Source organism: Alteromonas sp. 4NH20-0104 (genome assembly GCF_057547795.1).
Genome location: NZ_BAAJLP010000002.1, coordinates 165,361 through 189,602, shown reverse-complemented (window position 1 = coordinate 189,602; position 24,242 = coordinate 165,361). Strand labels below are relative to the sequence as shown.

Genomic DNA, 24,242 nt, shown 5'->3' with positions numbered 1-24,242 from the left:
CCGCGCTGGTGCAGTCAGTCAATGTGACCGGTGAAGTAGGTTTCGCCCTGCTCCCGGTCGCTTGATACCAGTGAGAAGCGCAGCTGATCATCGTTATGCTCTGTCAGCAATGAGGCTTTCGCAGGCACAAACATTGGCTGTTTAAACGCAATTCGCACAGTCCCATCGGTCAGCGGGGATTGCTTATCCATTGTCGAAATCGCCTGAGCTGCACTGTACATACCATGCACAATCGCTCGTTTAAAGCCAAATAAGCGGGCCGTCAGGGTACTCAGGTGAATCGGATTAACGTCACCGGACAAGCGTGCGTAGCGTCGCACCAGCCTGGCGCTAAAGGTCAGGTTACCGATGGCTGTCGCATTTTCTCCGGGGGCCACAATCTGACTTTCACAGGCGGGCAAAGGGCCAGGTTTTACTGTGGTTTGCATCAGATAAGTGCCTGTTGCACTGTACACCCGTTTACCACGCTGATTGCCGGTGACGGTCACTTCAACCGCTAATCCACGGCGATGCTGGTAAACCACACCAAACCGGGCCACCAGCTCACAGGGGATATCGGTACGGCATTCGGCGTACTCCTCCACCCGGTTTTGTAAATGCACCAGCCCGAGCAGTTTGAACGGACTTTTAGCATGGGCCAGTAAGCGCAGTTGCAATGAAAGCCCTCGTACCTGCCAGTAAAAAGGGTGCATCAGGGTTGGGTTTTCCCAGCCCACCAACTTACAATATTTTCGATAGTGGCGGGCACTGGGTAAAAAGGTTTGCCACAGTACCGGGGCTCGCTGCAGACTTTCGAGTGTCGACGGCGTAATGGCAGCGGCTTTCTTAAAGCCTGCCTGCAAGTAAAGTCCTAACATTCAGAGTTGTCCTTGCCTAAACACAATCCTGGCGAGTCTGCGATAGTCCTTGTCCCTGACCTGCCAGGGGAAGAGCCAGCCCGACTGGCTTCGCTGCGACTGCCGGCAATACCGAACTAAATACAATGCAAACGGAAGCAGCTTTGAGCGCGGGCTGATTTGCCAGCTATCGCCCATGCCGTTAACTGACAGGGTATAGCCTTCACCAGATTCACCAACAATCCAGGTTTCAGGATGATGTAATCCCGACAACGGCCAGAATACGATCAGGCACAAACTCACCAAACCGGTGATGCCAGCCGACCATAGTGAGCTTGCCAACACCGCAATGATGCCCAGTGCCGCAACAGCCAGCAAACAACGGTAAACTGGCTGACTCACAGACGGGTTTAATGTAACGCTATACTTTAACCCGGCTGACAATCGTATCGACCATCCTGGCCAGTTCAGGGTCGTTACACGCCTGATGGCCCATAAACCAGGCAAACAAATCCGGGTCGTCACAGGTCAGTAACCGTTCGAAGGTTTCCTTGTCCTGTTCAGACAGATCATTAAACGCTTCTTCAACAAATGGCTGTAACAGTACATCCAGCTCCAGCATGCCGCGACGGCAGGCCCATTTCAATCGTGCATAACGTTTTGCAGTAAACATAACCGGTTGATTGTGTGAAATAGTCATGGCGGCAAATATATCATGGTTGGATGCAGGTTGATACTGGCCATAAGGAGTCAAACTGCGGGTAAATGCAGCGCTCCCGGCCATCCTGAGCCTACGCGTCTGTCCGTTTTTGGCCTGCGACGGCGAACGCAGTGATATCTAACGGCTGCGGGCAGACACAGTGAATAAAATTCCCCTTGATCTTCCTCCCATTGCCCCTCATATACACCTGCAGGTAATTTTAAAACATCAGGCGCTTATATCATTATGCAACCGTATTCCCCGCTTCCCGCTCAACTGGATGCCTTTCCCGAGAATTTCGTCGTATCTTTGTCGTCGATGGCCTGTGTGAGCGTTACCGGCGAAGATGCCAAAACGTTTTTGCACAGTCAGTTAACCATTGATATTAACAAGATGGCTGATGCAACCGCGCGACGCAGTGCCCACTGTGATTTTAAAGGCAAGAGCTGGAGTGTGAGCCTGGTGGCAAACACCACATCAGCAATCTATCTGCTGGCGGGCAGCAGCGGATTAGCGGCTTCGGTGGAACAGCTCAAAAAATACGGCGTCTTTTCAAAGATCGCTATTACGCCTGAAACGGATGGCTTTGATTTTTATTTTGTTCAGGGTGATAACGCCGCAGCCTTGTTGAAAGTCACTTTCAGTGCACTACCCGACACTCCTATGGCACTGACCGAGTCAGACGCTGGGTTTTGTATTGCTCTGGATTACCCCAACGGGGCTTATTGCGTTGCCTTAAAGAAAGCCAGTTCCCAGGCATTTGTTGAGGCCGTAAGCCAGGGCGAAATAGCACTGTTTGAAGAAACCGCAGCCACAGCCCTCGACATTGCCAACGGCATTCCTGCATTAACCGGTGAAGAACAGGTTAATCAGTACGTGCCGCAAATGATGAATCTTCAGGCCCTTGATGCCATCGACTTTAACAAGGGTTGCTACATGGGTCAGGAAGTGGTTGCCCGGACCCGTTATCTGGGCAAAAACAAGCGAGCAGCGATGATATTCAAGCTCCCTCAGGCTTGTGATGATATAGCCAGTGCCAAACTGGAGAAGCAGGCTGGCGAACACTGGCGCTCTGGTGGTACGATCCTGCGTACTGCGGTACTCGGCGAAGAAACCTGGCTGCTGGCCATCGTCAATAATGATACCACCTCTGAAGATGCCTTCAGACTGTCAACTAATCCGGCATTGGAGTTGATTCATTGTGACTTGCCGTATACGCTCTAAATAAGGCGCACGGCGTATATTTTTTATTTTTTACAACCTCCGAAAAGGCAGAGATTATGCAGATTTCGCAAAACAGTGTAGTAACCCTGCACTACACCGTAAGCACCGAAGATGGTACCGAGCTTGATTCATCCACCGGTGGAGAGCCATTATCCGCACTGCTTGGCAGTCGTTTTTTAATCAGTGGTCTTGAAGAGGCCCTGCAGGGTAAAGCCGCCGGTGAAAATTTTGATGTCACCGTTGCTCCGGAAAAAGCCTATGGTGAACGTCTCGATCATCTGGTGCAAGCTGTGCCAGCTTCAATGTTTGAAGGCATGGAAGTAGAGCCTGGCATGCAATTTCGCGCTACCACCGATGCCGGTGAGCAGTCAGTTATTGTGATTGAGAAAACAGATGATGAAGTGATCATCGACGGTAACCACCCGTTGGCGGGTATTGCTTTATCATTCGAAGTTGAAGTGCTTGATGTACGTGAACCTACCGAAGACGAACTTGCCCATGGCCACGTTCACGGGAAGGGCGGCTGCAACCACTAAGGTTGCGCCACAGAGTGCCCTGCAAAGGAAAAACAAAAAGGAGTGCCTGGCACTCCTTTTTTTGTTGAGATTGGCGTTAGCGCGTTTAAATCGCTTCGTCGCCCTGCTCTGAAGTACGAATGCGAATCGCCTCTTCCACAGAATAAATAAAGATTTTACCGTCACCAATCTTACCGGTTTTTGCCGCTTTCAGAATAGTTTCAACGGCTAAATCTACCCGCTCATCATCAAGCACGATTTCAATTTTTACTTTTGGTAAAAAGTCGACCTGGTACTCAGCGCCCCGGTAAAGTTCAGTATGCCCCTTCTGACGTCCAAAGCCTTTCACTTCGGTCACTGTCATGCCAGCAATACCCACATCGGCAAGCGCTTCTCTAACGTCATCGAGTTTAAACGGCTTAACGATTGCTTCAATTTTTTTCATCGTCGTTTACTCATCGTAAATAGTAGGAATGGGTACACGTTTATGTTGTGTACGTTTATAAATATACAGTAACTTTTCAGAGACTTCCGCTGCAACCGGTTTATTTTCGAGAAAATCATCAATCTGGTCATAGGTTAGCCCTAATGCCTGTTCATCGGCTTTCTGTGGCGACAACGTTTCCAGATCGGCAGTAGGGGCCTTATGAATAATTTTAGCCGGCGCACCTAAATGCTCGGCAACCTGGCGAACCTGGCGTTTACTTAAGCCAAACAGCGGTGCCAAATCACAGGCCCCGTCACCATACTTAGTGTAAAAACCAGTGATGTTTTCAGCCGAGTGATCGGTGCCCAGCACCAACCCGTCAACCATGCCGGCAATTTCGTATTGTATGACCATGCGGCTACGGGCTTTAACGTTACCTTTTACGAAATCCTGCTTGCTTTCATCTGCTGGCAACAAGCCGGCGGCACTTAATGCCGAGCACGTTTCCTGGTGAATAGCGTCAGCACCGGGCTGCACGTTCACTGCAATAGACTGAGTAGGCTGAATAAAATCAATCGACGCCTGGGCGTCTTCTTCGTCAGCCTGCACACTGTATGGCAAACGTACCGCCACAAACTGATACTTCTCATGATGTTCCTGATTAAGCTCATCGATAGCAAGTTGAGCCAGCCGTCCCAGCGTGCAGGAGTCGATCCCGCCACTGATGCCTAGCACCAGGGCATTCATGCCCGACTGTTTGAGCTGTTGCTTAATAAACCCTACCCGTCGGGTAACTTCGTACACCACGTCAATCACGGGCAGTACTTTCATTTCCTCAATAACCGCTTGTTTATCCATTAGATAATCCAGAGTTTTTATAACTTGTATACAGTCTACGTTAAAAGACGCCATGTTGTCAGCAGGCATTATATCAACTGCTGATGTTGATCAGCACTGTGATGTCGAATCAGCCGTACAGCGATACTTAGGTGTTTATTTTCATAAACAATAGATCTGGTTGTACGATAAACTACAATCAGAATCAATTCTATGAAGATGCTCTCTATGCGACATTCAGGCTATACACTGGTCGAACTTATGGTGACCGTTGCTGTGCTAAGTATTATTGCTGGCGTGGTAGTGCCTGGCGCCCGCGGATTCATAAACCATTCCATTCTGACCAAAGAAATCAATGAACTAAGCGCATTGGCCCGCCTTGCCCGTTTTAAAGCCATGGAAGAGCAAACCGAGGTGGTTATGTGCCCTTCTTCGGATTATACGAATTGTCTCAGTAACTGGACTTACCCAAGCATGGCTTTTTATGATGTGGACGGCAACGGTAAACGTGGCACAAATGAAACCTTACTGAGTTCCACTGAAAAGCTGCATAGCAGTGTTAAAATTAAAGCGCCCTCTCAAGCCCTTGTTTTTGATGCAAGGGGCGGCTCTAATGTCACCACTACGTTGATAATTTGCGACGACACAAGTAAAGCAGATAAAGCTGTTGGCCTGATTATTAATGGTTACGGTAAAATCGCCATTGCTCAGGACTCAGATGACGACGGTATTAATGAAAACCATGCTGGTTCTGCTTTAACCTGTAGTTAATAAATTAGCAAGACCAGCAGTATTCGCTGCTGCCAATACTTCCGTCACTGTTCTGATCCCAGGCTTTACGCCCATCACTGAATATATATAACGTACCGTCACCCGCCTGTGGAGTGCCGCTTACCGGAACCGCGCGTAGCTCATAACTGTTGCCATCAGTACTCACAGCATGAATAGTAAGCGTGTACTTTTTCTTGGATGCGGGCTCAGTTGATGGTGAGTATGCCGTAAAAACCGCAGGCGACCCGGTATTACCGGTACCGGTGGCCGCACCGTTATAACTGAAAGTTGTTGCATAATGGCGTTCCATTGCCGAGGCGAAGCCCATCAGATCAGCCTGAGCCGTACTGCGGTTAGCACTAACCATCATTGACTGGTACGACGGGTATCCCACTGCGGCGATAATACCGACGATGACCACCGCGATCATAACTTCGATTAAAGTAAACCCTGCTGGTTTGGTCATAACTATTATTGCTCCACTTCGGTTGACCAGCTACCACGCATTACCCGCTGATAGCGGCCAAATATATTCTGACTCAGGCATTCAAAGTCTGAAGCACAGGCCTCCGGATTGCCATCTTCATCCACTGGTACTACCGCCGATACACATTCAGTACCTAAGCAAATTGTGGGGTTAGTAGCATCTTCTATGAGGATCTTAGTATCAGGGGCAATACCGGTTTGCGTCAACGTTGCAAAGCGATCATTTTCATCCAGCTCATCATCACCATTCAGATCGCCCACCGCATTACCATCAACCAGGCTTACCAGATATGCCCGGCTATTCCCCGCCGGTGGTGCACAGGCGCTGGTGCTGCTCGACGCAGGCACGTAGCTGGTAAAGAAAACCTTGTAGTTAACAATAACCGGCGAGGAGAGAATTTTTTCCCCGGAGGTCTGCATTTTTAAGAACCATCCCTGCTTACTCTCGTATTCCGTGATAGCAAGTTCTCTGGTTGAATCATTACTATGGGTAAGGCTGTGACTGGTGGCATCGAACAAATCGTTTTCCGTGATCGTAGCCGGAAAAGTGAAGTCGCCATTCGTATCAGGCGTGAATACGCCGGTGTCCTTAATCATGTAAAATCTATCGTTGACCACATCATCAAGCGGATTGGCGCGCCAGCCACTGCCAACCACTACCGCGTAAAAATTACTGCTACCAAGTGCTACCTCAGCAACATCAACGCCATAATAGAAATGGCGGTTATCAGAATTACCCGCACCCGCTAAATCTGCGATCCGCTGACCTTTAATGAAGTCGCTGCCGGATTTGCCATTATAAACATCAAATCGGAATATCTGGCCACCCATATCCGTGGCGTATAAATGATCAGCATAGCCATCACTGTCGCGGTCAATAGCTGCGATATGGCCCGGTATGGAGTATTGCATCTCACTCAGGTTCAGGTCTGCGCCACTATCAGATGATTGCCATAATAGAGCTCCGGTATCAGCATTAAATATCATTACGGCATTGCCCACCGCATCAGCTGTTTTAACCTGGTTAGTGTCCTGAGTTTCGTCATAGCCGCCACCGACTATCATTACATTATAAGATGTTCCGCCCATATTCATTTTGGTGATAATTGGTCGTGACCAGGTTTGGCCCAGTTTATCCAGCCCGGTGCTGCCACCCTCAATTTTAAAGACTAAAGAAGGGGATGTTTTGCTAGTTATATCAAATACGTAATAATCCCGGCCACCACGACGCATACCCACATAAAGATACTTTTTATTGTTGAATTCACGTAACACCATGTGGCCATCCAGTCCATAAATATGACGATAGCTGGAGTTATCCTGATAGAAATCCTTGATATTGGACAGCAGGGATTTAGGCGTCACCGAGTAATATTCAGTGCCGGTTTCTGCATCAAAGGCATGCAAGAAGCCATGGTTGGTGGCAATAAATATCACTGAATCATTATTTCCATAATTAACAATCACGGGTTGCGAGTGGATAGGGTCACCCATTTGCAAACGGGATTCGGTGATATTTCCATCGCCATCATAGTCTTTGATATCTACACCTCGCGTCCATTTGAGCAGTATCTCACGCAGCCCCTGCGGGTCGGCTTCACCATCGGTGTCCATGGTAGCAGTAGTAATTGCACTGTTATTTTCATGCACCTGATTAGCACCCGATACGATACTACCCGGGCCATCAAAGAAGTACACATTTCGGGTTAATGGCAACAGTGAGGCTGCGCCCCCCTCGCGAACATCTGCGCCGTCCTGAAACAGCGACCAGTAACTGTGTGAGCTATCGGCAAAGAAACCGGTATTGGTATCAATGGCAGCCAGGCCATTTTGGTCGTATACCGTATCGCCGGAAATCCGATATTTTTTCAGATTTCCCGGCCATAAGGTACCCTCAGCCGGTTTAAACAGCGCATAGTAAAGCTCATCCTGGTGTGTCAGGCGGTTTAGCTGGTTCACCGCTACCCCGGGAGATACGAAGGTCGCATTCACATCTTTAACGGCCCTTAATATGGTCTCGAAGGCATTTAGCAGATCGGTGGAGTTATTAGCTGTGTAAAAACCGCCGCCACTTTGCAATGCCAATCGATACAGGAAGTTATTCGCATTGTTGTTTGCCGCGAAGCCAATGGTATGCGTGGTGACTTTCGGGCCAATGACGGAAGTTGCCGATTTGCTGATATTCGAAACCAAATCCAATCCACAATATTCACCAGAGGACGAGCTTTGGCAATTACTGTTAAGTAATGCCTGAATCTTCGCGGCACTGTGGTTGTTATTGGCTTCACCATCTGAGAGCAGCACAATATGGTTATTGGTCTGACACTGTAAATCTGTTACCGGGCTGATGTACTGCGCACCACTGGGTATATATTCGTTAATGCAATCGTAATCGCTGAGGTTTTCCGGATCGCAGCCATACGGAAGCACCGAATCAGCCCCCGTGTAAGCATCGCGGTGACTAACGCGGGTACTGCTGCGCACGCTGGACGAAACCGACGAGTTACCCCGGGTTAAACCATAGTCCACCTGCCGGCCGCCATAATACAAAGCCGCCTCATAAAGTGTATCAACGATGGGCGTTAAACCATTTGCCGACAGGTCATCGACCTGACTGATTAATAAATCTCTGACTGAAAGACTGTTTCCAGCAGTGGCGTTACCGTTAAATTCGATATAAAGTCTGGGCGCCCGCGAAGGTTTACCGCTATATGAATAGGCACCACGTAATTCGTCAAAATCACTCAGTACGAACCCCAGAGCGTTGCCTGCTTGCCAGCCACTGCGACCAACAATGCCATTGATTATGCTACTCAGGTCACCGGTCTGATACGTCCTGTTGCGCCTGAAGTCAGGAATACTCCAGGTGACACCGCCAGTTTTGCCAATATTCCGCAGATCATTGCGGCTGTGATATCTGAAATTACTAACGTTGTCCTGATCTATTCCTCTGATAAGCATGGTGGCACCATTTCTGGTGTCCGTATCATAAGCGGTAAATTCCAGGTACGCATTGGTCACAGTCGCGCCCTGAGGAATATTGACATCAGTAAAACGTAAACCGATATAGCTATTCGAGCTATCCCGAAATGTCAGCTCACGACCGGTAGATTCCCAGCCATTAGTGGCTTCTTCCACATTGTCATAAGAATCAGCAATCTGATACTGAGCCTCCCCTGCTACACAACCGGTAGCCGAAGTTTGATCATAAGCAATAACCAGTTGCGGAGCGGTACCAGTACCATCATCGTAGGCCATTACACGACGGTTGCTTGAGGTACTTGTACCCTCACCGTTGATCAACACGGTCAGTGCGTTGTTGCCACACCAGCTACTCTGATCAATGATTTCCTGAATGACCGGCGCAATATCCGGTGAGCTAACGTCGTCTCCATCTGAAGGAAAATCATTATCCGTACTCCAGTCAATCACTGCAGCAGTTTGCGTTTTGCTACTTATGGAACCGCTGGCACTGGTGAGCGCTGAACTGTTACCGGTTAATTCACCGGCAATAGTAATATTGGTACTGGCAATATTGTACTGGGCAGAAGTAAATTTAAGGTACGCTGAAGTAATGGTGGCGCCGCGAGGAATATTCAGGTCTTCAAAGCGAAAAGCTGAGGTAACCGGCGATGTGGAAAAGCTAAGGATGATTTCATCTGTATTGGTATATACCGATGATGATATTTCATAGCCATCATTGGCAGACGCATTGGTTGAGCTACTTAACTGGGCGTCAATGGATTGGTCAATATTCGTGGTAGGGTACAGTATCGGCCCGCCGTGGTCGGAAAACCTCATCAAACCAGCGTTGATATTGGTGGCCGAAGCCAGGGCATCTTTCAGGGCATTTTGTACCCGTAACATTCGCGACTCGGAACCACCATCCTTGCTTCCCATACTGCCGGAGGTATCCATGATAAACAGTACATTTGGGTTATAAGTTTGCGCGGCATTGGATGTCCCAAGAAAGATATCCAGGTCATCGCCGGTAGCATGTTGTGCTGCGGCACATAAAAAAAGGCTGGCTAACCAGGCTGGTGATACTCGTTTCATTATTGTGCCTCCGATGAAGGACCAAATACTGCAACTGTCAGTGAATTCGCGGTGATAGTTCGTTTACCATCAATCTGTCCACATCCGCGCACGACAAAAACGTGGCAGCGTAATCCACCGCTGCCAATAACATTACTGGAGCCCCGACAAGGCTTTTCCTGCACAAACGCGGTGCGTGACCAACTGGTTACATCAGGTTGAGTATGAAAATTGCCGGTAGCGGTATTTTGCTGACCTTTTTTTAAGCCGCCGCTAGTCAGCTGTCGATTAATCCAATCCGTATCATTGACACACTCCAGGGTATCGGTTTGCGGGTCAAACGTAAGCCCCTGGCGAGCCGCAGTGAGGGGGTCATCCAGATTTACATCAGATAAAACAATCTGATCCTCAGATTCAAACACTACGCCGGCAATTGCTGCTTCCGCGGCATCAAAGGTAAGCCCCTGAGCCTGCACAGAGTTGGCCATCTTAGTTTGAGACAAGCTGGTGCTAACCGCTGCAACCCCAAGCAGGGTTACGCAAAGCAGCATGATCAGCGCGAATACCAGCACCATGCCCTGTTGTTGCTGTTTCATAACACGGCACTCCCTACATAATTAAGACTATTTCGTAGCGCGACTGAAACCGTATACACCTGATAATAATGCTGCTGGTCCAAAGTCACCGGGGCTTCAGAAAGTAACCTGACCTTTTCGTTTGCGATATTTTGCAGATTAATAGGTGCGCTTTTAAGTAATAAAGCCAGGCGGATCGCTACGACTTGCTGATTTGCCAGGCGAGCATTGCCGAGTTCGCTGGCATCCACATAGGTCACTACCCGACCATCATTGTCTGTAACATCTGCTGATAACCCGTATTCAACTTGCATGTTATCTACGCCATCGAGCAATACAACTTCTGCACTGGGTGTGGGGTTGCCACTGAATCCTCGCAAATAACGCCCGTTATAGCCGATACATTTTAACTGGCCGTTCTCAACAAAATAATGGTTTACAATATGCAGATGCTCTGTGGCATTGGTACCAAAGGGGTTGCCCGTACAATCCTGTTCAGCTAACAAGTTGACCACCAGTCCATCACTTGCACTTCCTGCCGCCTCAGTACTACCCAGCGTCGCCATAGCCGGATAATCATTGGCGATAGCTACGGGCTGACGCAAAACAAAACTGGACTCCAGCACCAGATCCGTTGAATCTTCGATATCGGTTGTATTCATGTCGTAACGACCAACCTCACGCAGCTCATCCTGGAGCCTTAAGGTGATGTATCGCCCATACTCCTGAACTTCTGCAATTGCCTGGTTCAGTGAATTTGTTGCTCTGGTACTAACAAATACCTGTATCACGCCCGATAAAATAACCAGTCCCAATACCAGACTTATCATTAATTCAATCAGGGAAAAGCCAGACTGCTGTTTCACAGGGTAACCTCTTTGATAACACAGGCTCGGTTTGAGTCTGAGTTAAAAGTACACCGACTGTCATTAGCCACCGTTGCCTGCTGGTCACTCTTAACCGGCCAGCTCACGGCAATATTTATCAATGAACCACTCGTACAAGCTTTAGCGTCACCATTGTTACGGTCAGTACAGCTCACGCTGATACGCATATTCGGATTACTACCAACCGCCTGGCAACTGGCTTCCCAGCCGCTGTATTCGGCTATTTCTGCACTGGTGCAATTCCCGGTTCTGCAATTTGGCACCGTTGCTGGTAACGTCAGGCAATAGCACTCATAAAGATTACTATCGTTACAGGTAAGGGTTTCAAAGTTGAAGAAGTCTGTATTGAAGAAGGCATCATCGATTTCCCAGCCATCGTCGGACTCAGCCGGTTGCGCAGCACTAACCATCTGTTCAGAGACATAGCGGGCAACCAGTTCCGCCTGACTTCTGCTGGCAGCCTGCACATTGTTAAAGGTACCGGTAAATTGCAAGGATGCCACGCCCAGCAAACCAATCGTCAGTACAAACAAGCTGACCAGGATCTCGATCATACCGACTCCGGCGACTTTATGCTGACTGTGTAATCTGGGTGGTTGCATGTGCATTACTGACTCCTACCATATGACTCTATACTAACCAACTGCCGGAAAACTTTCCGTTATTTTGGTTACGTGAGTTGGATAATAGGTATTAGCTGCAATAACAAACACTGCCTACTCCCCTACACACTCATTTTTACCTGCTTCAGGTCAGGTCACCAGCCAAAGCGAGCAAGATACACTGTAATCTCGCGCCAATTAATTGAAAGGAATCACAAATGAGCACCCGAGCCCACGGATTTTCACTAATTCAATTACTCATAATCGTAGCAATCACGGCAATCATTGCCAGCCAGAGTGTGCAAAGTTTCAGTACAATGTTAAAAGCTGTAGAGTTAAAAGGGGCAGTTCAGTTGGTATATTTTCAGATACAGGCTGCACGGCATCAGGCAGTCGCCAGGCAACAGGATATTCAGATAGATATTGTCGATGGCCAGTACTGGTGCATAGGTATTACCGACCAGACGACCTGTGACTGCCAAAGCCCTCGAAGTTGCACGATTGATGGCGTCGAAAAAGTGACCTCATATGACGAATTTCGTTTTGTTCAACTGGCGGCTTCTACTTTTGCCAATAACAGCCAGTCACGCTTTTCACCTCCACGTGGCCTTGCGCAGGGATATGCAGGCTCAGTTACGCTGACTAATGCCGAGCAGGATTTCAAAGTCATCGTGAGCAATACCGGCAGGGTTAGGATTTGTGCGCTGACTCAGGCTATTCCGCCCTACCCTGAATGCTGATTCATGGTGCACTTGCGCTACTATCGACCCGGACCTGGATATGGTCTGAAAAAAACCGAGAGTACTCATCAGGAGATAAAGGCAGAGTACTGGTAATCCCGGCGTTACCAGCGTAGGTACCCACGTTGATATTCGTAACACCATCAAGGATACCCGTTACCCGACCACGGCTGTAAGTACTGTAGTAGTGATTCACCGGATCGATAACGGTTTCCACCGTTTCGCTAGTGACTGTTGCAATAACCGGGTTATCTGCGTGCCAGCTGGCCAACAGGGTAAGATTGATGTCATAAAAAGGGACTATCTGCGGCCATAGCGGATCATTTGCCGCCAGTTTCGCTTGCACCGTGGTAAGGTGGGAGCTTGTCATCCTATCCAAATAAATCCCTCTGGCAATCAGTTGATAGTCGCCAGGTGGTACCTGCAATGCGCGACTAGCCAAGCTGGATGAAACAGGTAAACTGCTGATTCTGCTGGCTATAAGCTCAGTAGTGTAATTTAGATAATCGTCCAGTGCCGTTTGAGTGTCCAAAAAGGAGGCTTCAAATGCAATGACATCAACAAGTTGCCAATCGGGGGAAAGCTCATAGAAGCCGTTAATGCGTTTAAATCGACAATTCTCGATATAGGGGTCGCCTACCTGGGTGGCTTTAGTGAAATTTCCGCCTCCAACTGAGTCATAGTGACTGTGAGGTAACCCCCCTTCCAGGCGATAGTAAGCTTCACTGGCAACCATATTCATATTGTCATGATGGTCCCGACAACACACATCGCACCGTGTAGGTTGCTGATTATCGGCCACCACACCGGTGTCTTTTACCTCAGGATAACCTGGCAAATCTACCAACTCATCTCCTTTAAGTACCGTCATTGCCGGGGTATAACCATTCCCGCTACCAGCCAGTTTGCATTTACAGTTAATGGTCAAAAAATCCTCCTGTTTGAGCAGTTTACTTACCTGACCGCCGGAGGCGTAGCGAAATGAAGACAATTCGACAGCCTGGTTACTCCCTTGATTAATCTTGTCAGGTAACGGTTTGCTGGCTTCCACCCGCTGATTATTGCCAAGATTGTAAGATATGACGTCGGGCACGGAACCTGGCGTAAAAGGTACCTGAGGCTGCGCTTTAACGTTATTAGACTCATTGACGGCGTGAAAACTGTGCGCTAACGATACTGGTGCTATATTCCCATCTACTGCAATCGCCATGGTGTTGCCTTTGCTATCAACCCATTCTACTGTCACCGTCACTTGTTTTTGCGCCGGAAACGGGGGTAATGGCAAGCCTCTTCCAAGCAGGGTTGATCTGTCCATCCAGGTATCGGCAACACCATCACCGTTCGAGTCGCTAAAATATTTATTCTCAACTTTCCAGTTACGGTAAAACGAATGGAATTCGCCATCGGTGCCGAGCGTTACATCTACCTGGCCGGGTGTAATCGTACCACCGGCATTATCAGCCATATCATCATAGGCAATAATTCCCGAAGCACTTTCAATAGCTTCGAATTGTCGCAGATCATCAAACTTATTCTGAGCTAACCGCAAGGCTGCATGCCGATTACTGACCTGCGCATCACTACGCATGTATGCAGACTGCAATGACACCACCCCACTAACGCCGAGCATAATAATTAGTGAGGCAATTAACACTTCAACCAGTGAGAAGCCGCGAACCTGCATAAAACCTCCTAATAATCCCGCCAGCTACCGGGCACTCTGGCCAGGCGTTGAAACGAACTATGCTGTTGTAGCCGCGTTAAGACGTCCCGGTGATAAGTTGAGTGGTAATAACCGTTAGCGTGACCTAAAATGTGATTCGCTACCACTCCACCAATTACTCTGGCACCACCGGTCATATAAATATCGTAATTAATAGTGGTAGTGGGTTTTCTGAACGAAAATACCAGCCCGGTAATCATGGACCCACTGTTCATCGTTAAGTCACCGTCGGCGACAATGAGTATTACCGGGTTGGTATTATTGCCCACCAGAGTATTAGTTGTGATGTAACAAGGACCTTCGACCCAGATCACCCCCGATGATGCCGCCCCCAACGACGTACAGGTCGATACCACTTCATCTGCTTCAGTACGCAATAATGCCCATTCAATTGCCGGAACATTAAAAATATATTCAAGTAAATCGTCCGGAAAACCGGCATCGTCATCCAGAATATCCGGCCCCTGAATACCGGTTTGAGAATATGGGGTGTTGCTGCAGTTGCCTTCAGCAAAGGACTGCTGGCTACAGGTTTTAGTGCTTCCATTGAGCAAATCGACATCCAAATCGCTCCAGACAGACAAGGGTACTCCTGCCCCACCACCATCAGGATTAGCAACTACCTCAAAGGCACCTCCCGCAGCTATCCCGCCTGCGACGACAAGTGGAGCATCCGGTAGATTCGCGACAAGTGGGTAAACCAATGCCTGCTCTGTAACGGTTACTTTGGACAACTGGTCAGGTGACTGTCCGACTGATTCTAATGTCACTAAGCGCTGAGTAGCGGATTCGCGGAGTATTTCGTCCCAACTCCCCGTAGTGGTAAAACTGCCCTGCCCCGGCAAGCTACCGGTAAACTGAGCACCATCCCAGTAAGGCTCTATAGACAGAATCCCCAGGGCTTTCATAAGTCCGGCCTCGGCACTGTTAAATGCCAAAAGACGATTCTGTTCATTTAAAGTAATTTGGTTCTCAAAGGACTTAACCTGACCGGTATATAAGGTCACCAGTGCCGCCATAGTGAGTAATAAAACCACCGAAGTCAGGACTATTGCCCCTCTTTGTGTGGATACTGTAGTCGTTTTAGCTTTCATGGTTTCTCACCACCACAACGGTTTGATACACCTTTGACAATTTATCGTTAGCTGATAACTCTCCACTAAGAAAAACGGTAACTGATGTGCTGGTAATCCCCTGTTGAACCGTTTGCTTAACGGCAAACCTAAGTGAAGTAACGTTGACTACACTGCTGTCGGTTAAGTCTTCCCAACCATTACTGGTGCAATCGAGAGAGTTACGTCGAATTTCTACCGTGCCATCAAGGAGTCGGTAACCGAAGTTCTCATTGGGTGAGGCCAGGTCGAGTGTGCCATTGTCATTACTGTCGTAGCTAAACAATACGCAGCTTTGTGCAGTTTCACCGGGATACTCGCTGATTGAGATAGATTGATTAAATGGCGAGGGGTTAGCATCCGGCTGAGAAACCATAGCCTTGGTATTTCCAGAATAACCAGTTCGTCGTAAGTCTGCGATGATAAGCGCATAAACGTTGCCTAATTCTTCATTAAGCCTGGCACTGTTAAGTAAATTGCCGTTAACTCCCACTCCATAACCCACCAGCGACGACACAGCGGCCAAAGAACCAACAGCCAACGTCATGGCAATCATAATTTCAATTAACGTGTAACCGCCCTGATATCTAACATTCATTTCGCAATAAATCTCTCTGTTGTACTCACCACACACCGAACTCCTCACAGAAGCAGCAGTCTGTGTCTCGTCTGATGACACATTCTGCATACTGCTTTAGCTTGTTTCTGCTGGTCTTAAGAATGGTTGTTAGATAGTCGCCAACCAAACAGTGGCTTTAGAATAAGAGCCGTACGTGCGTTCAGTTGACTGATAGGACGTAAATTTGGAGTATCAGGTTATGATGAATCAACTGGCTTTACAGGGAACAACTATCTGATGAAAACAACAGGATTTACGCTGACAGAGCTGATGATTGCCGTGGTGATAATGGGCATTCTGGCGGCAGTAGCACTGCCTGCTTATCAGAGTCAGGTAAGAGAGTCGAGAAGGGGCGATGCACAAACGGCGTTTATGCAAATGCATATGAGTCAGGAGAATTTCAGATTGCAAAACATCACTTACGGTGCTGCCAGTGATATTGCTATCCCGGCTTCAGATTTTTACACCTTCACTGTCAGTAACGTCAGCGCCACTACCTTTACGCTTACCGCTACAGCCAAAGGGAGTCAAACCAGTGATACCGGCTGCACCACTCTCACGCTGGATGAGTCGATGAACCGTTTGCCAGCCAGTTGCTGGTAATAGTGAGTACAGCCTGCTTGCCCCGCCGACCTCAGGGTTCGGCGAGGCGGGTAGTTAAAGCGTCGCCTAGCCTACCTGCTTAACACGTAATTCTTTAGGCACGGCAAATTCAATACTTTCTTCACGACCGCTTCGCTCACTGGCTTTTACCGCACCCCAGTCGAGTAATCGCTGAATAACCCGTTTTACCAGAATCTCTGGTGCGGAGGCACCGGCGGTAACACCGATATGTTCTACGCCATCGAGCCATTCCCGCTGAATACAGTTTTCATCAGCAATCAGATGAGCCTGCGCGCCCATTTTGCCTGCCAGCTCACGCAGGCGATTGGAGTTAGAGCTGTTTTGCGCGCCCACTACCAACAACACCTGACAGTCCTGGGCCAGTTCGCGTACCGCATCCTGACGGTTTTGCGTAGCGTAACAAATATCGTCTTTGCGCGGCCCTTCGATCGCAGGGAAACGCTCACGCAGCGCGTCAATGACTTCAGCCGTATCATCTACCGATAACGTCGTCTGACTGCAATAATACAACGCATTGGGGTTTTTAACTTCCAGCGTTTGCACATCGTCACTGGACTCAACCAGATAGATGCCGCCTTCAGGATTATCGTACTGGCCCATGGTCCCTTCGACCTCCGGGTGTCCGGCGTGACCAATCAAAATACATTCCGTACCACGACGACTGGCGCGGGTGACTTCAAGATGCACTTTAGTAACTAGCGGACAGGTCGCATCAAACACTTTCAAACCGCGACGCTCAGCTTCCTGACGAACGGCCTGGGATACCCCGTGTGCAGAGAAGATAACAATATTATCGTCAGGCACCTCATCCAGTTCATCCACAAAGATCGCACCCCGCTCTTTCAGGCCATCCACAACAAATTTGTTGTGGACCACTTCGTGGCGTACGTAAATAGGAGGCTGAAAAATTTCCAACGCCCGTTCAACGATGGTTATTGCCCGGTCAACGCCGGCACAAAATCCTCGGGGATTCGCTAAATGAATTTGCATGATACGCCCTTACTTAGGTCTAAGCGTTGATAACATCGATGATTTCAACATCAAAGATCACAGTTTGTCCAGCCAGCGGATGATTAAAATCCACCGTGACCGAGGTGCCGGCAATACTGCGAATGATCCCGGGCACTTCACTGCCGTCCGGTTGCGCAAAAGCCATGATCATCCCTTCTTCAAGGGTCATGTCAGCGGCAAAGCGGGTTTTATCCATGTGATGCACATTATCCGGGTTAGGCTGGCCAAAGGCATCTTCGGGAGCCAGCTCAAAGGATTTCTTGTCGCCGGCTGACAAGCCAAGTAAACAGGCTTCGAAGTTTGGCGTAAGGCTGCCATCCCCCATCACCAGTTTGGCTGGCTTTTTATTCACTCGTGTACTGTCGGCGGCAGAACCATCTGCCAGCTTGAGGTCAAAGTGCATAATGACTTCGCTCTTATCACCGATAATTTTTGATGCTTCGCTCACAATCACTCTCTCTACGTTCAGGTTAATTAGCGCTACTGGTTGATGCTTTTTCGTCTTTACTGGTCAGCATGTCCCAGATAAGCAGAGCAGCCCCAATAAAAATGGCGCTGTCGGCCAGATTAAAAGCCGGCCAATGCCAGTCATTTACGTAGAAATCCAGAAAATCGATGACATATCCATGCACGATTCGGTCGTAAACGTTACCCAGCGCGCCGCCTAAAATAAAACTAAAGGCTACCGGCAGCAGCTTTTGTTGTTTAGGCGTTTGCTTGAGCCACCAAAGGATCACGCTGCAAACGGCTACCGCAATGGCAGTAAAAAACCAGCGCTGCCAGCCGCCTGAGTCATGCAGAAAGCTAAACGCGGCGCCGTAATTATGCACATAAGTGAAGTTGAAAAACGGTGCCAGCTGGACCGATTCATATAACTCCATGCTACCCATCACGGCGTACTTGCTCCACAGATCAAGTATCACAGTGATCGCGCTAATCCATAAAAAGCGCAAGCCGGTTTCGCTGATGAACTTAGGCATAGTGACGTGTTTCTCCGTCACCATCAACATTGGTTACACAGCGTCCACAGAGTTCCGGATGTTCACTGTGTGAACCCACATCATCGCGTACGTGCCAGCAACGAACGCACTTCTCACCGCTGCTTTTCGCCACACTGACAAACAAGCCTTCGACTTCGGTGGCAGTAGCATCAGCCGGCTTATTCGCCAACGCCTCAACGCTCACACCAGAGGTGATCAGGACAAAGCGTAATTCATCTGCCAACAGTGCCAACTGGCTCTTAAGTGAATCATCGGCATACAAGGTAACAGAGGCCTCCAGTGAGCCACCCAGTAACTGCGCTTTGCGAGCTTGTTCCAGTGCCTGGTTAACCGCATCTTTAACCACCATTACCTGTTTCCAGTATGCATCGTTAAATGTGTTATCTTCAGCAAAGTCACTGAATCCCTGATACCAGGTTTCGGTAAACACAAAGCGGGCTCTGTCGCCCGGCAGTTCCTGCCAGATTTCCTGTGCGGTAAAGCTGGTGATGGGTGCCATCCAGCGAACCAGCGCTTCCACAATATGGTACAGCGCGGTCTGGCAAGAACGACGGGCTACGCTATCTGCTTTGGCGGTATACTGACGATCCTTAACGATATCCAGGTAGAAGCTGCCCAGTTCAATGGAACAGAAGTGAGCCAGTTTTTGGGAAACCACCAGCATGTCGTACTTTTCATAATCAGCGACAATTTCAGCTTGTAACTGTTTGGCCCGAGACACCACCCAACGATCCAGCGCCACCATATCGGACTCGGCCACTGCATCGGTTTCAGGATTAAACCCATTCAGGTTGGCCAGTAAGAACCGCGCGGTGTTACGCAAGCGACGGTAGTTGTCGGCCGCCCGTTTCAGGATTTCATCAGATACCGCAATTTCACCACGATAGTCGGTAGACGCCACCCACAGACGCAGAATATCGGCGCCCAGCTTGTTGGTGACTTCCTGCGGCGCTACCACGTTACCCAGTGACTTGGACATTTTCTTGCCCTGGGCGTCAACGGTAAATCCGTGGGTCAGTACCTGACGGTACGGTGCATGACCATGCATGGCGGTGGATGTCATCAGTGACGACATAAACCAGCCTCGGTGTTGGTCGGAGCCTTCCAGATATAAATCGGCTTTGGCCGGAATATCGTCACGGCAGTCCACAACAAAATAGTGTGTTACGCCTGAATCGAACCATACATCCAGCGTGTCGGTCACTTTGTCGTATTGGTCGGCATCGCTGCCTAACAAGGCGGCATCGTCGATGTCCCACCAGGCCTGAATGCCAGTCTTTTCTATTTGCACTGCGACCTTCTCGATCAGAGAAGCGGTATCAGGGTGTAATTCACCACTCACTTTGTGGATGTACAGAGGGATCGGCACGCCCCAGGTACGCTGACGAGAGATACACCAGTCAGGTCGACCTTCCACCATCTTGGTGATACGGTTTTCGCCCCACTCCGGGATCCACTCCGTGTTACGAATTTGTTCCAGTGACTGCTCGCGCAGACCCAGTTTGTCCATACTGATAAACCACTGCGGCGTGGCGCGGAAGATAATTGGCGTTTTGTGGCGCCAGCAATGGGGGTAGCTGTGTTCAAAGTTAACATTCAGCACCAGGTTGCCGCTTTCAGCCAGGGTATCGATGATAGGCTGATTGGCTTTAAATACGTGCATACCGGCAAACAGTGGCGTGTTTTCCAGATAAACCCCATTATTACCTACCGGGTTATAAACCTCGATATCGTAGTGCTTACAGACGTTAAAGTCGTCCACACCGTGAGCTGGCGCGGTATGAACACAACCGGTACCCGCGTCGGTAGTGACGTGATCACCTAGTACGATTAACGATGTTTTATCGAGGAACGGATGCTGTAGTTTAGCTTTATCCAGTGCCTGACCTAAACAAGTAGCCACGGTTTTGTATTCTTCAACGCCATAGCGCTGCATGCAGCTTTCCACCAGGTCGGTCGCCAGCATCATCCACTGAGATTCATCGCCAAATTCAACCAGTGAATATTCTAACTCCGGATGTAAGCTCACCGCCAGGTTGGCTGGTAAGGTCCATGGTGTGGTAGTCCAGATCACTACGCCGGCTTTATGCGCGGTTAGCTCGTCGCTGCTCAGGCCAAAAGCTGTGGCAAACGTCTCGACATCTGCCAGCGGGAATTTAACGTCGATAGCCGGTGACGTTTTATCTTTATATTCCACTTCGGCTTCTGCCAGTGCAGAACCGCAATCAGTACACCAGTGTACCGGCTTAAAGCCTTTTTCCAGATGACCTGCGTCGATGATTTTGCCCAGCGCACGCACAATATTCGCTTCTGAATCAAAATCCATGGTTTTGTATGGTTTGGCCCACTCACCGAGGATGCCCAGACGTTTGAAGTCAGTCATCTGACCCTCAATTTGCTTCTGCGCGTAATCACGGCATTTTTGGCGAAATTGAGCCGCCGTGACTTTTTTACCGGGCTTACCAACTTTCTTTTCGACCATTAATTCGATCGGCAATCCGTGGCAATCCCAGCCAGGCACATAAGGCGCATCAAAATCGGCTAAGGTTTTGGACTTAACAATAATATCTTTGAGGATTTTGTTGACCGCGTGACCAATGTGAATATTGCCATTGGCGTAGGGAGGGCCGTCATGCAATACAAAAGGCGTTTTACCGGCTTTTGCCTGGCGAATTTGCTGATACAAGCCGTCTTTTTCCCAGCTTTTCAGCATCTGCGGTTCGCGTTGCGCCAGGTTTCCTCGCATCGGGAAGGCGGTTTCCGGCAAATTCAATGTGGCTTTGTAATCACTCATAGCTTTTGTTCTATCCGTCCACGTTATCGGGAGTTATCCCGGATTCAGACCTGCAGCAGGTCGTCGTTATTCGTTAAAATGTGTTGTGCTTTGGCAACGTCGAGAGCGATTTGCTCCCGCAGCGCGTCCAGACCACTGAAGCGCTGTTCATCTCTGATTTTGGCTACCGGAACCACAGTAATACGCTGGCCGTATAGCGAACCGGCAAAGTCAAAAATATGCACTTCAAGCTGCTTACGCTGACCGTTTACCGTAGGCCTTGAGCCAATATTGGCAACCCCGGTATATAACTTACCGGCGATATTCAGCTTAACGGCAAACACCCCGGTGATGGGCGTCTGAACCCGATTAAGCAAAACGTTAGCCGTTGGAAACCCAATGGTGCGCCCTTTCTTCTCGCCGTGGATAACCCGGCCAGCAATAAAAAACGACCGGCCGAGCATAGTGTGAGCCAGACTAAAGTTGCCTGCAGCCAGTGCTTCGCGTACTGCCGTGGAACTTATCCGGCAATCTTCCATGCGATAGCTTCGGGTACTAACAACGTCAAAACCAAATTGTTTACCGGCCAGTTCAAGCCGGCTAAAGTCTCCCAGACGGGCTTTACCGAAGCGAAAATCATCGCCGACTACCAGAAACTTCACGCCGAGTTTTTCCACCAGCAGGTGTTCAATAAACTCATCGGGTGACTGGGCGGCAAACTGCGCATTGAAACGCACACATAACAGGCGGTCTACCCCCTGCGCCTTAAGCAACTGGTATTTTTCGGCCAGCGGGCTAATTCGGGCAGGTGCCGAATCCGGCGTAAAGACTTCTTCCGGATGAGGCTCAAACACCATCACGGTGGCCGGTAATGACAATCTGCGGGCTTGTTCAATGACATTCGCCAGCACCGCCTGGTGCCCCAGATGAACCCCGTCAAACTTACCGATGGTCAGTACACAGCCGTGATGATGGTCTTTTAAATTGTTAAGGCCCCGGATTAGCTCCACGTTTTACAGCAACCTTTTTGTTGAGATGAATATGCTACAAAGCCGGCGATTATAAACTACCCGGCCAGCAATACCAATCGCTAAAAGGCCTTGGCTTTGAAATGGCGCATGCGAATGCCGAAACTAAACAAACAGGCGCTGAAAACGCCAACAGCCAGCAAAATTGTCAGTGTTAATGAGATGATTTTGTCACGTATATCCAGCCCCGTAAAATCAACGCCCTGCTGCATCCACAAAATGGCGGCAACCATCGCACAGGTTGAGAAAATCACCCGTACCACAAACCCCAGGGTCAGACGGCTCATGGTATACACTTTTTGCCGGGTTAACCCACTATACAACAACGCTGCGTTCAGGGTAGCAGACAAACTGGTGGCGATCGCCAGCCCCACATAGCCATAAGGCACCGCAAAGATAAGATTAAACAGCATATTGGCAGCCATGCACCAGATGCCAATTTTCACCGGCGTTTTGGTATCCTGGCGCGAGTAGTAACCGGGAGCCAGCACTTTCACCAGCATAAAACTCAGCAGCCCAAAGGCATATGCCATTAAACTGTACGAGGCCATGCGGGCGGTTTCTGCCGTAAAGGCACCGCGCTGGAAAATGACAGACAAGATAGGCTCTGCCAGCACGCCCAACCCTGCAGCCGCCGGAATGCCCAGTAAGCTAACCATTCTTACCGCCCAGTCCATGTTACCGGAAAACCCCAGTTCGTCTTTGCCCACATGATTCCGCGACAATGTGGGCAAAATAACGGTCGCGATGGCAATGCCGAATAAGCCCAGCGGAAACTCTAATAAACGGTCTGAATAATACAGCCAACTGATAGACCCGGTGACCAGAAAGCTGGCGATAAAGGTGTCGAGCAGCAGGTTAATTTGCCCAACCGATACGCCAAACAGAGCCGGTATCATCAGCGTTCTGACCTTTACCACGCCCGGATCCCGCCAGCCCCATTTGGGTTTAACCAACAAACCGGCGCGATATAAGAACGGTAACTGAAAACTCAATTGCACAATACCGCCAATAAACACGCCCCAGGCCAGAGCAAAAGCTGGCTCATCCATGGTCGGTGCCAGCAGGTAAGCGCACGCAATAATACACACGTTCAGTAATACCGGTGTAAAAGCAGCCACGGCGAATTTATTCAGCGTGTTTAAAATGGCGCCAGACAAGCCGGTCAGTGAAATGAAAGCGATATAGGGGAACGTTATTTTAAGCATGGCGCTGGCCAGCTCAAATTTGGCGCCGTCGGGTTTATCATTGAGATAATCAATAAACCAACCGGCTCCGAACATAGCGGTAATGGCTGGCGAGATAACCACACCAATCAGCGCCGTGATAAACACAATCGCTCCCAGCGTACCGGATACCTGCGCCACAAACTGCTTGAGCTTTTGCTCATCATTTTTTGCATGGACCTCAGTAAGTACCGGGATAAACGCCTGGGCAAAAGCCCCTTCAGCAAACAGGCGACGCAAAAAATTGGGAATTTTACTAGCAAAAAAGAAGACGTCGGCGGCGGCTTCAGCCCCCATCAACCGGGCAATCACTACATCGCGAATTAATCCCAGCACCCGGGATAGCAGTGTCATCGTACTAACAATCAGGCCTGACTTTATTAATTTTTTTGACACAAACTTCCCTTTTCGGCGCCTTGCCGACAGCTCAATCTACTTTGTGCCGTTATTGTACCTTATGTCACCACAATGAAATCAATGAATAATTGCT

Annotated in this window: 24 protein-coding genes; 5 read left to right on the top strand and 19 right to left on the bottom strand. The window is 49.2% G+C overall.

The genetic code is table 11. The features are described 5' to 3' along the window. Window positions 1–14: 14 nt before the first annotated feature. From AC27IB_RS02460 to AC27IB_RS02450, 3 genes are read right to left on the bottom strand one after another with little or no spacing between them, the layout of a single operon-like run. Window positions 15–857, bottom strand: a complete 843-nt coding sequence (locus AC27IB_RS02460; protein WP_487118670.1) for a MaoC family dehydratase — start codon at window positions 855–857, stop codon at window positions 15–17. Continuing rightward, the gene (locus tag AC27IB_RS02455; RefSeq protein ID WP_487118668.1) at window positions 858–1,361 is read right to left on the bottom strand and encodes a protein YgfX; all 504 of its coding nucleotides are present in this window, start codon (window positions 1,359–1,361) and stop codon (window positions 858–860) included. It abuts the gene before it with no gap. Then, a complete protein-coding gene (locus AC27IB_RS02450; RefSeq protein ID WP_487118732.1) occupies window positions 1,258–1,509 on the bottom strand; it encodes an FAD assembly factor SdhE in 252 nt (83 codons plus the stop codon). The genes AC27IB_RS02455 and AC27IB_RS02450 overlap by 104 nt, the downstream gene beginning before the upstream one ends. Window positions 1,510–1,782: 273 nt before the next feature. Between AC27IB_RS02450 and ygfZ the strand changes: the two genes are divergently transcribed. Beyond that, window positions 1,783–2,760, top strand: a complete 978-nt coding sequence (gene ygfZ, locus AC27IB_RS02445; RefSeq protein ID WP_487118666.1) for a CAF17-like 4Fe-4S cluster assembly/insertion protein YgfZ — start codon at window positions 1,783–1,785, stop codon at window positions 2,758–2,760. Window positions 2,761–2,816: 56 nt separating this feature from the next. Beyond that, entirely contained in the window at window positions 2,817–3,296 is a 480-nt protein-coding gene (locus AC27IB_RS02440; RefSeq protein WP_487118664.1) for an FKBP-type peptidyl-prolyl cis-trans isomerase, read from the top strand. A gap of 85 nt (window positions 3,297–3,381) precedes the next feature. Here AC27IB_RS02440 and AC27IB_RS02435 read toward each other — a convergent pair whose 3' ends face one another. Further along, window positions 3,382–3,720, bottom strand: a complete 339-nt coding sequence (locus AC27IB_RS02435) for a P-II family nitrogen regulator (protein WP_296045377.1) — start codon at window positions 3,718–3,720, stop codon at window positions 3,382–3,384. Window positions 3,721–3,726: 6 nt separating this feature from the next. Next, window positions 3,727–4,560, bottom strand: coding sequence for an ammonia-dependent NAD(+) synthetase (gene nadE, locus AC27IB_RS02430; protein ID WP_487118662.1), 834 nt, complete (start codon window positions 4,558–4,560; stop codon window positions 3,727–3,729). Window positions 4,561–4,752: 192 nt separating this feature from the next. On the opposite strand from nadE, the gene AC27IB_RS02425 reads away from it, so the two are divergent. Continuing rightward, complete coding sequence (locus AC27IB_RS02425; RefSeq protein ID WP_296045371.1) at window positions 4,753–5,310, top strand: GspH/FimT family pseudopilin; 558 nt, start codon at window positions 4,753–4,755, stop codon at window positions 5,308–5,310. Window positions 5,311–5,314: 4 nt separating this feature from the next. Here the strand turns inward: AC27IB_RS02425 and AC27IB_RS02420 are convergent, their stop codons facing one another. Genes AC27IB_RS02420 through AC27IB_RS02400 form a run of 5 tightly spaced genes read right to left on the bottom strand, consistent with a single transcriptional unit; the run spans window position 5,315 to window position 11,901 of the window. Continuing rightward, window positions 5,315–5,776, bottom strand: a complete 462-nt coding sequence (locus AC27IB_RS02420) for a type IV pilin protein (protein ID WP_296045368.1) — start codon at window positions 5,774–5,776, stop codon at window positions 5,315–5,317. A 5-nt stretch (window positions 5,777–5,781) separates the two neighbouring features. Then, window positions 5,782–9,852 (bottom strand): PilC/PilY family type IV pilus protein, encoded by a 4,071-nt coding sequence (locus tag AC27IB_RS02415; protein ID WP_487118659.1) that lies wholly within the window; start codon window positions 9,850–9,852, stop codon window positions 5,782–5,784. After that, window positions 9,852–10,427 carry a pilus assembly PilX family protein gene (locus tag AC27IB_RS02410; RefSeq protein ID WP_296045362.1) on the bottom strand — a complete coding sequence of 192 codons (576 nt, stop codon included), beginning with the start codon at window positions 10,425–10,427 and terminating at the stop codon, window positions 9,852–9,854. The genes AC27IB_RS02415 and AC27IB_RS02410 overlap by 1 nt, the downstream gene beginning before the upstream one ends. Beyond that, on the bottom strand, window positions 10,424–11,272 hold the full coding sequence (locus AC27IB_RS02405; protein ID WP_487118657.1) for a PilW family protein: 849 nt from the start codon (window positions 11,270–11,272) through the stop codon (window positions 10,424–10,426). Before AC27IB_RS02405 ends, AC27IB_RS02410 begins: the two co-directional genes overlap by 4 nt. Further along, complete coding sequence (locus AC27IB_RS02400) at window positions 11,269–11,901, bottom strand: PilV family protein (RefSeq protein WP_296045357.1); 633 nt, start codon at window positions 11,899–11,901, stop codon at window positions 11,269–11,271. The genes AC27IB_RS02405 and AC27IB_RS02400 overlap by 4 nt, the downstream gene beginning before the upstream one ends. A gap of 212 nt (window positions 11,902–12,113) precedes the next feature. Here AC27IB_RS02400 and AC27IB_RS02395 point away from each other — a divergent pair, with 212 nt between their 5' ends. After that, on the top strand, window positions 12,114–12,635 hold the full coding sequence (locus tag AC27IB_RS02395; RefSeq protein ID WP_296045355.1) for a GspH/FimT family pseudopilin: 522 nt from the start codon (window positions 12,114–12,116) through the stop codon (window positions 12,633–12,635). 1 nt (window position 12,636) lies between these two features. Here AC27IB_RS02395 and AC27IB_RS02390 read toward each other — a convergent pair whose 3' ends face one another. Genes AC27IB_RS02390 through AC27IB_RS02380 form a run of 3 tightly spaced genes read right to left on the bottom strand, consistent with a single transcriptional unit; the run spans window position 12,637 to window position 16,068 of the window. After that, window positions 12,637–14,319 (bottom strand): type IV pilus modification PilV family protein, encoded by a 1,683-nt coding sequence (locus tag AC27IB_RS02390; protein WP_487118654.1) that lies wholly within the window; start codon window positions 14,317–14,319, stop codon window positions 12,637–12,639. A gap of 8 nt (window positions 14,320–14,327) precedes the next feature. Then, on the bottom strand, window positions 14,328–15,452 hold the full coding sequence (locus AC27IB_RS02385; RefSeq protein WP_487118652.1) for a pilus assembly PilX N-terminal domain-containing protein: 1,125 nt from the start codon (window positions 15,450–15,452) through the stop codon (window positions 14,328–14,330). After that, window positions 15,442–16,068 carry a prepilin-type N-terminal cleavage/methylation domain-containing protein gene (locus AC27IB_RS02380; RefSeq protein WP_487118650.1) on the bottom strand — a complete coding sequence of 209 codons (627 nt, stop codon included), beginning with the start codon at window positions 16,066–16,068 and terminating at the stop codon, window positions 15,442–15,444. Before AC27IB_RS02380 ends, AC27IB_RS02385 begins: the two co-directional genes overlap by 11 nt. Before the next feature lie 258 nt (window positions 16,069–16,326). Between AC27IB_RS02380 and AC27IB_RS02375 the strand changes: the two genes are divergently transcribed. Then, entirely contained in the window at window positions 16,327–16,692 is a 366-nt protein-coding gene (locus AC27IB_RS02375; RefSeq protein ID WP_487118648.1) for a type IV pilin protein, read from the top strand. A gap of 66 nt (window positions 16,693–16,758) precedes the next feature. Here AC27IB_RS02375 and ispH read toward each other — a convergent pair whose 3' ends face one another. From ispH to murJ, 6 genes are all read right to left on the bottom strand, one after another. Further along, entirely contained in the window at window positions 16,759–17,703 is a 945-nt protein-coding gene (gene ispH / locus AC27IB_RS02370) for a 4-hydroxy-3-methylbut-2-enyl diphosphate reductase (RefSeq protein ID WP_487118646.1), read from the bottom strand. A gap of 19 nt (window positions 17,704–17,722) precedes the next feature. Then, window positions 17,723–18,178 (bottom strand): FKBP-type peptidyl-prolyl cis-trans isomerase, encoded by a 456-nt coding sequence (gene fkpB / locus AC27IB_RS02365; RefSeq protein ID WP_487118644.1) that lies wholly within the window; start codon window positions 18,176–18,178, stop codon window positions 17,723–17,725. Between the two features lie 16 nt (window positions 18,179–18,194). Further along, window positions 18,195–18,704 (bottom strand): signal peptidase II, encoded by a 510-nt coding sequence (gene lspA, locus AC27IB_RS02360; protein ID WP_487118642.1) that lies wholly within the window; start codon window positions 18,702–18,704, stop codon window positions 18,195–18,197. Continuing rightward, on the bottom strand, window positions 18,697–21,519 hold the full coding sequence (gene ileS, locus AC27IB_RS02355; protein WP_487118640.1) for an isoleucine--tRNA ligase: 2,823 nt from the start codon (window positions 21,517–21,519) through the stop codon (window positions 18,697–18,699). The genes lspA and ileS overlap by 8 nt, the downstream gene beginning before the upstream one ends. Window positions 21,520–21,563: 44 nt before the next feature. After that, complete coding sequence (ribF, locus tag AC27IB_RS02350) at window positions 21,564–22,508, bottom strand: bifunctional riboflavin kinase/FAD synthetase (protein WP_487118638.1); 945 nt, start codon at window positions 22,506–22,508, stop codon at window positions 21,564–21,566. Between the two features lie 80 nt (window positions 22,509–22,588). Beyond that, on the bottom strand, window positions 22,589–24,148 hold the full coding sequence (gene murJ, locus AC27IB_RS02345) for a murein biosynthesis integral membrane protein MurJ (protein WP_296045328.1): 1,560 nt from the start codon (window positions 24,146–24,148) through the stop codon (window positions 22,589–22,591). Between the last annotated feature and the right edge of the window lie 94 nt (window positions 24,149–24,242).

Coding starts and splice junctions, on each gene's coding strand:
- AC27IB_RS02440 (WP_487118664.1), top strand. CDS start 2,817: ATGCAGATTTCGCAAAACAGTGTAGTAACCCTGCACTACACCGTAAGC.
- AC27IB_RS02460 (WP_487118670.1), bottom strand. CDS start 857: ATGTTAGGACTTTACTTGCAGGCAGGCTTTAAGAAAGCCGCTGCCATT.
- ileS (WP_487118640.1), bottom strand. CDS start 21,519: ATGAGTGATTACAAAGCCACATTGAATTTGCCGGAAACCGCCTTCCCG.
- ygfZ (WP_487118666.1), top strand. CDS start 1,783: ATGCAACCGTATTCCCCGCTTCCCGCTCAACTGGATGCCTTTCCCGAG.
- AC27IB_RS02380 (WP_487118650.1), bottom strand. CDS start 16,068: ATGAATGTTAGATATCAGGGCGGTTACACGTTAATTGAAATTATGATT.
- AC27IB_RS02420 (WP_296045368.1), bottom strand. CDS start 5,776: ATGACCAAACCAGCAGGGTTTACTTTAATCGAAGTTATGATCGCGGTG.
- AC27IB_RS02400 (WP_296045357.1), bottom strand. CDS start 11,901: ATGCACATGCAACCACCCAGATTACACAGTCAGCATAAAGTCGCCGGA.
- AC27IB_RS02385 (WP_487118652.1), bottom strand. CDS start 15,452: ATGAAAGCTAAAACGACTACAGTATCCACACAAAGAGGGGCAATAGTC.
- ispH (WP_487118646.1), bottom strand. CDS start 17,703: ATGCAAATTCATTTAGCGAATCCCCGAGGATTTTGTGCCGGCGTTGAC.
- AC27IB_RS02375 (WP_487118648.1), top strand. CDS start 16,327: ATGAAAACAACAGGATTTACGCTGACAGAGCTGATGATTGCCGTGGTG.
- lspA (WP_487118642.1), bottom strand. CDS start 18,704: ATGCCTAAGTTCATCAGCGAAACCGGCTTGCGCTTTTTATGGATTAGC.
- AC27IB_RS02410 (WP_296045362.1), bottom strand. CDS start 10,427: ATGAAACAGCAACAACAGGGCATGGTGCTGGTATTCGCGCTGATCATG.
- nadE (WP_487118662.1), bottom strand. CDS start 4,560: ATGGATAAACAAGCGGTTATTGAGGAAATGAAAGTACTGCCCGTGATT.
- AC27IB_RS02415 (WP_487118659.1), bottom strand. CDS start 9,852: ATGAAACGAGTATCACCAGCCTGGTTAGCCAGCCTTTTTTTATGTGCC.
- AC27IB_RS02425 (WP_296045371.1), top strand. CDS start 4,753: ATGAAGATGCTCTCTATGCGACATTCAGGCTATACACTGGTCGAACTT.
- AC27IB_RS02390 (WP_487118654.1), bottom strand. CDS start 14,319: ATGCAGGTTCGCGGCTTCTCACTGGTTGAAGTGTTAATTGCCTCACTA.
- AC27IB_RS02450 (WP_487118732.1), bottom strand. CDS start 1,509: ATGTTTACTGCAAAACGTTATGCACGATTGAAATGGGCCTGCCGTCGC.
- AC27IB_RS02395 (WP_296045355.1), top strand. CDS start 12,114: ATGAGCACCCGAGCCCACGGATTTTCACTAATTCAATTACTCATAATC.
- AC27IB_RS02435 (WP_296045377.1), bottom strand. CDS start 3,720: ATGAAAAAAATTGAAGCAATCGTTAAGCCGTTTAAACTCGATGACGTT.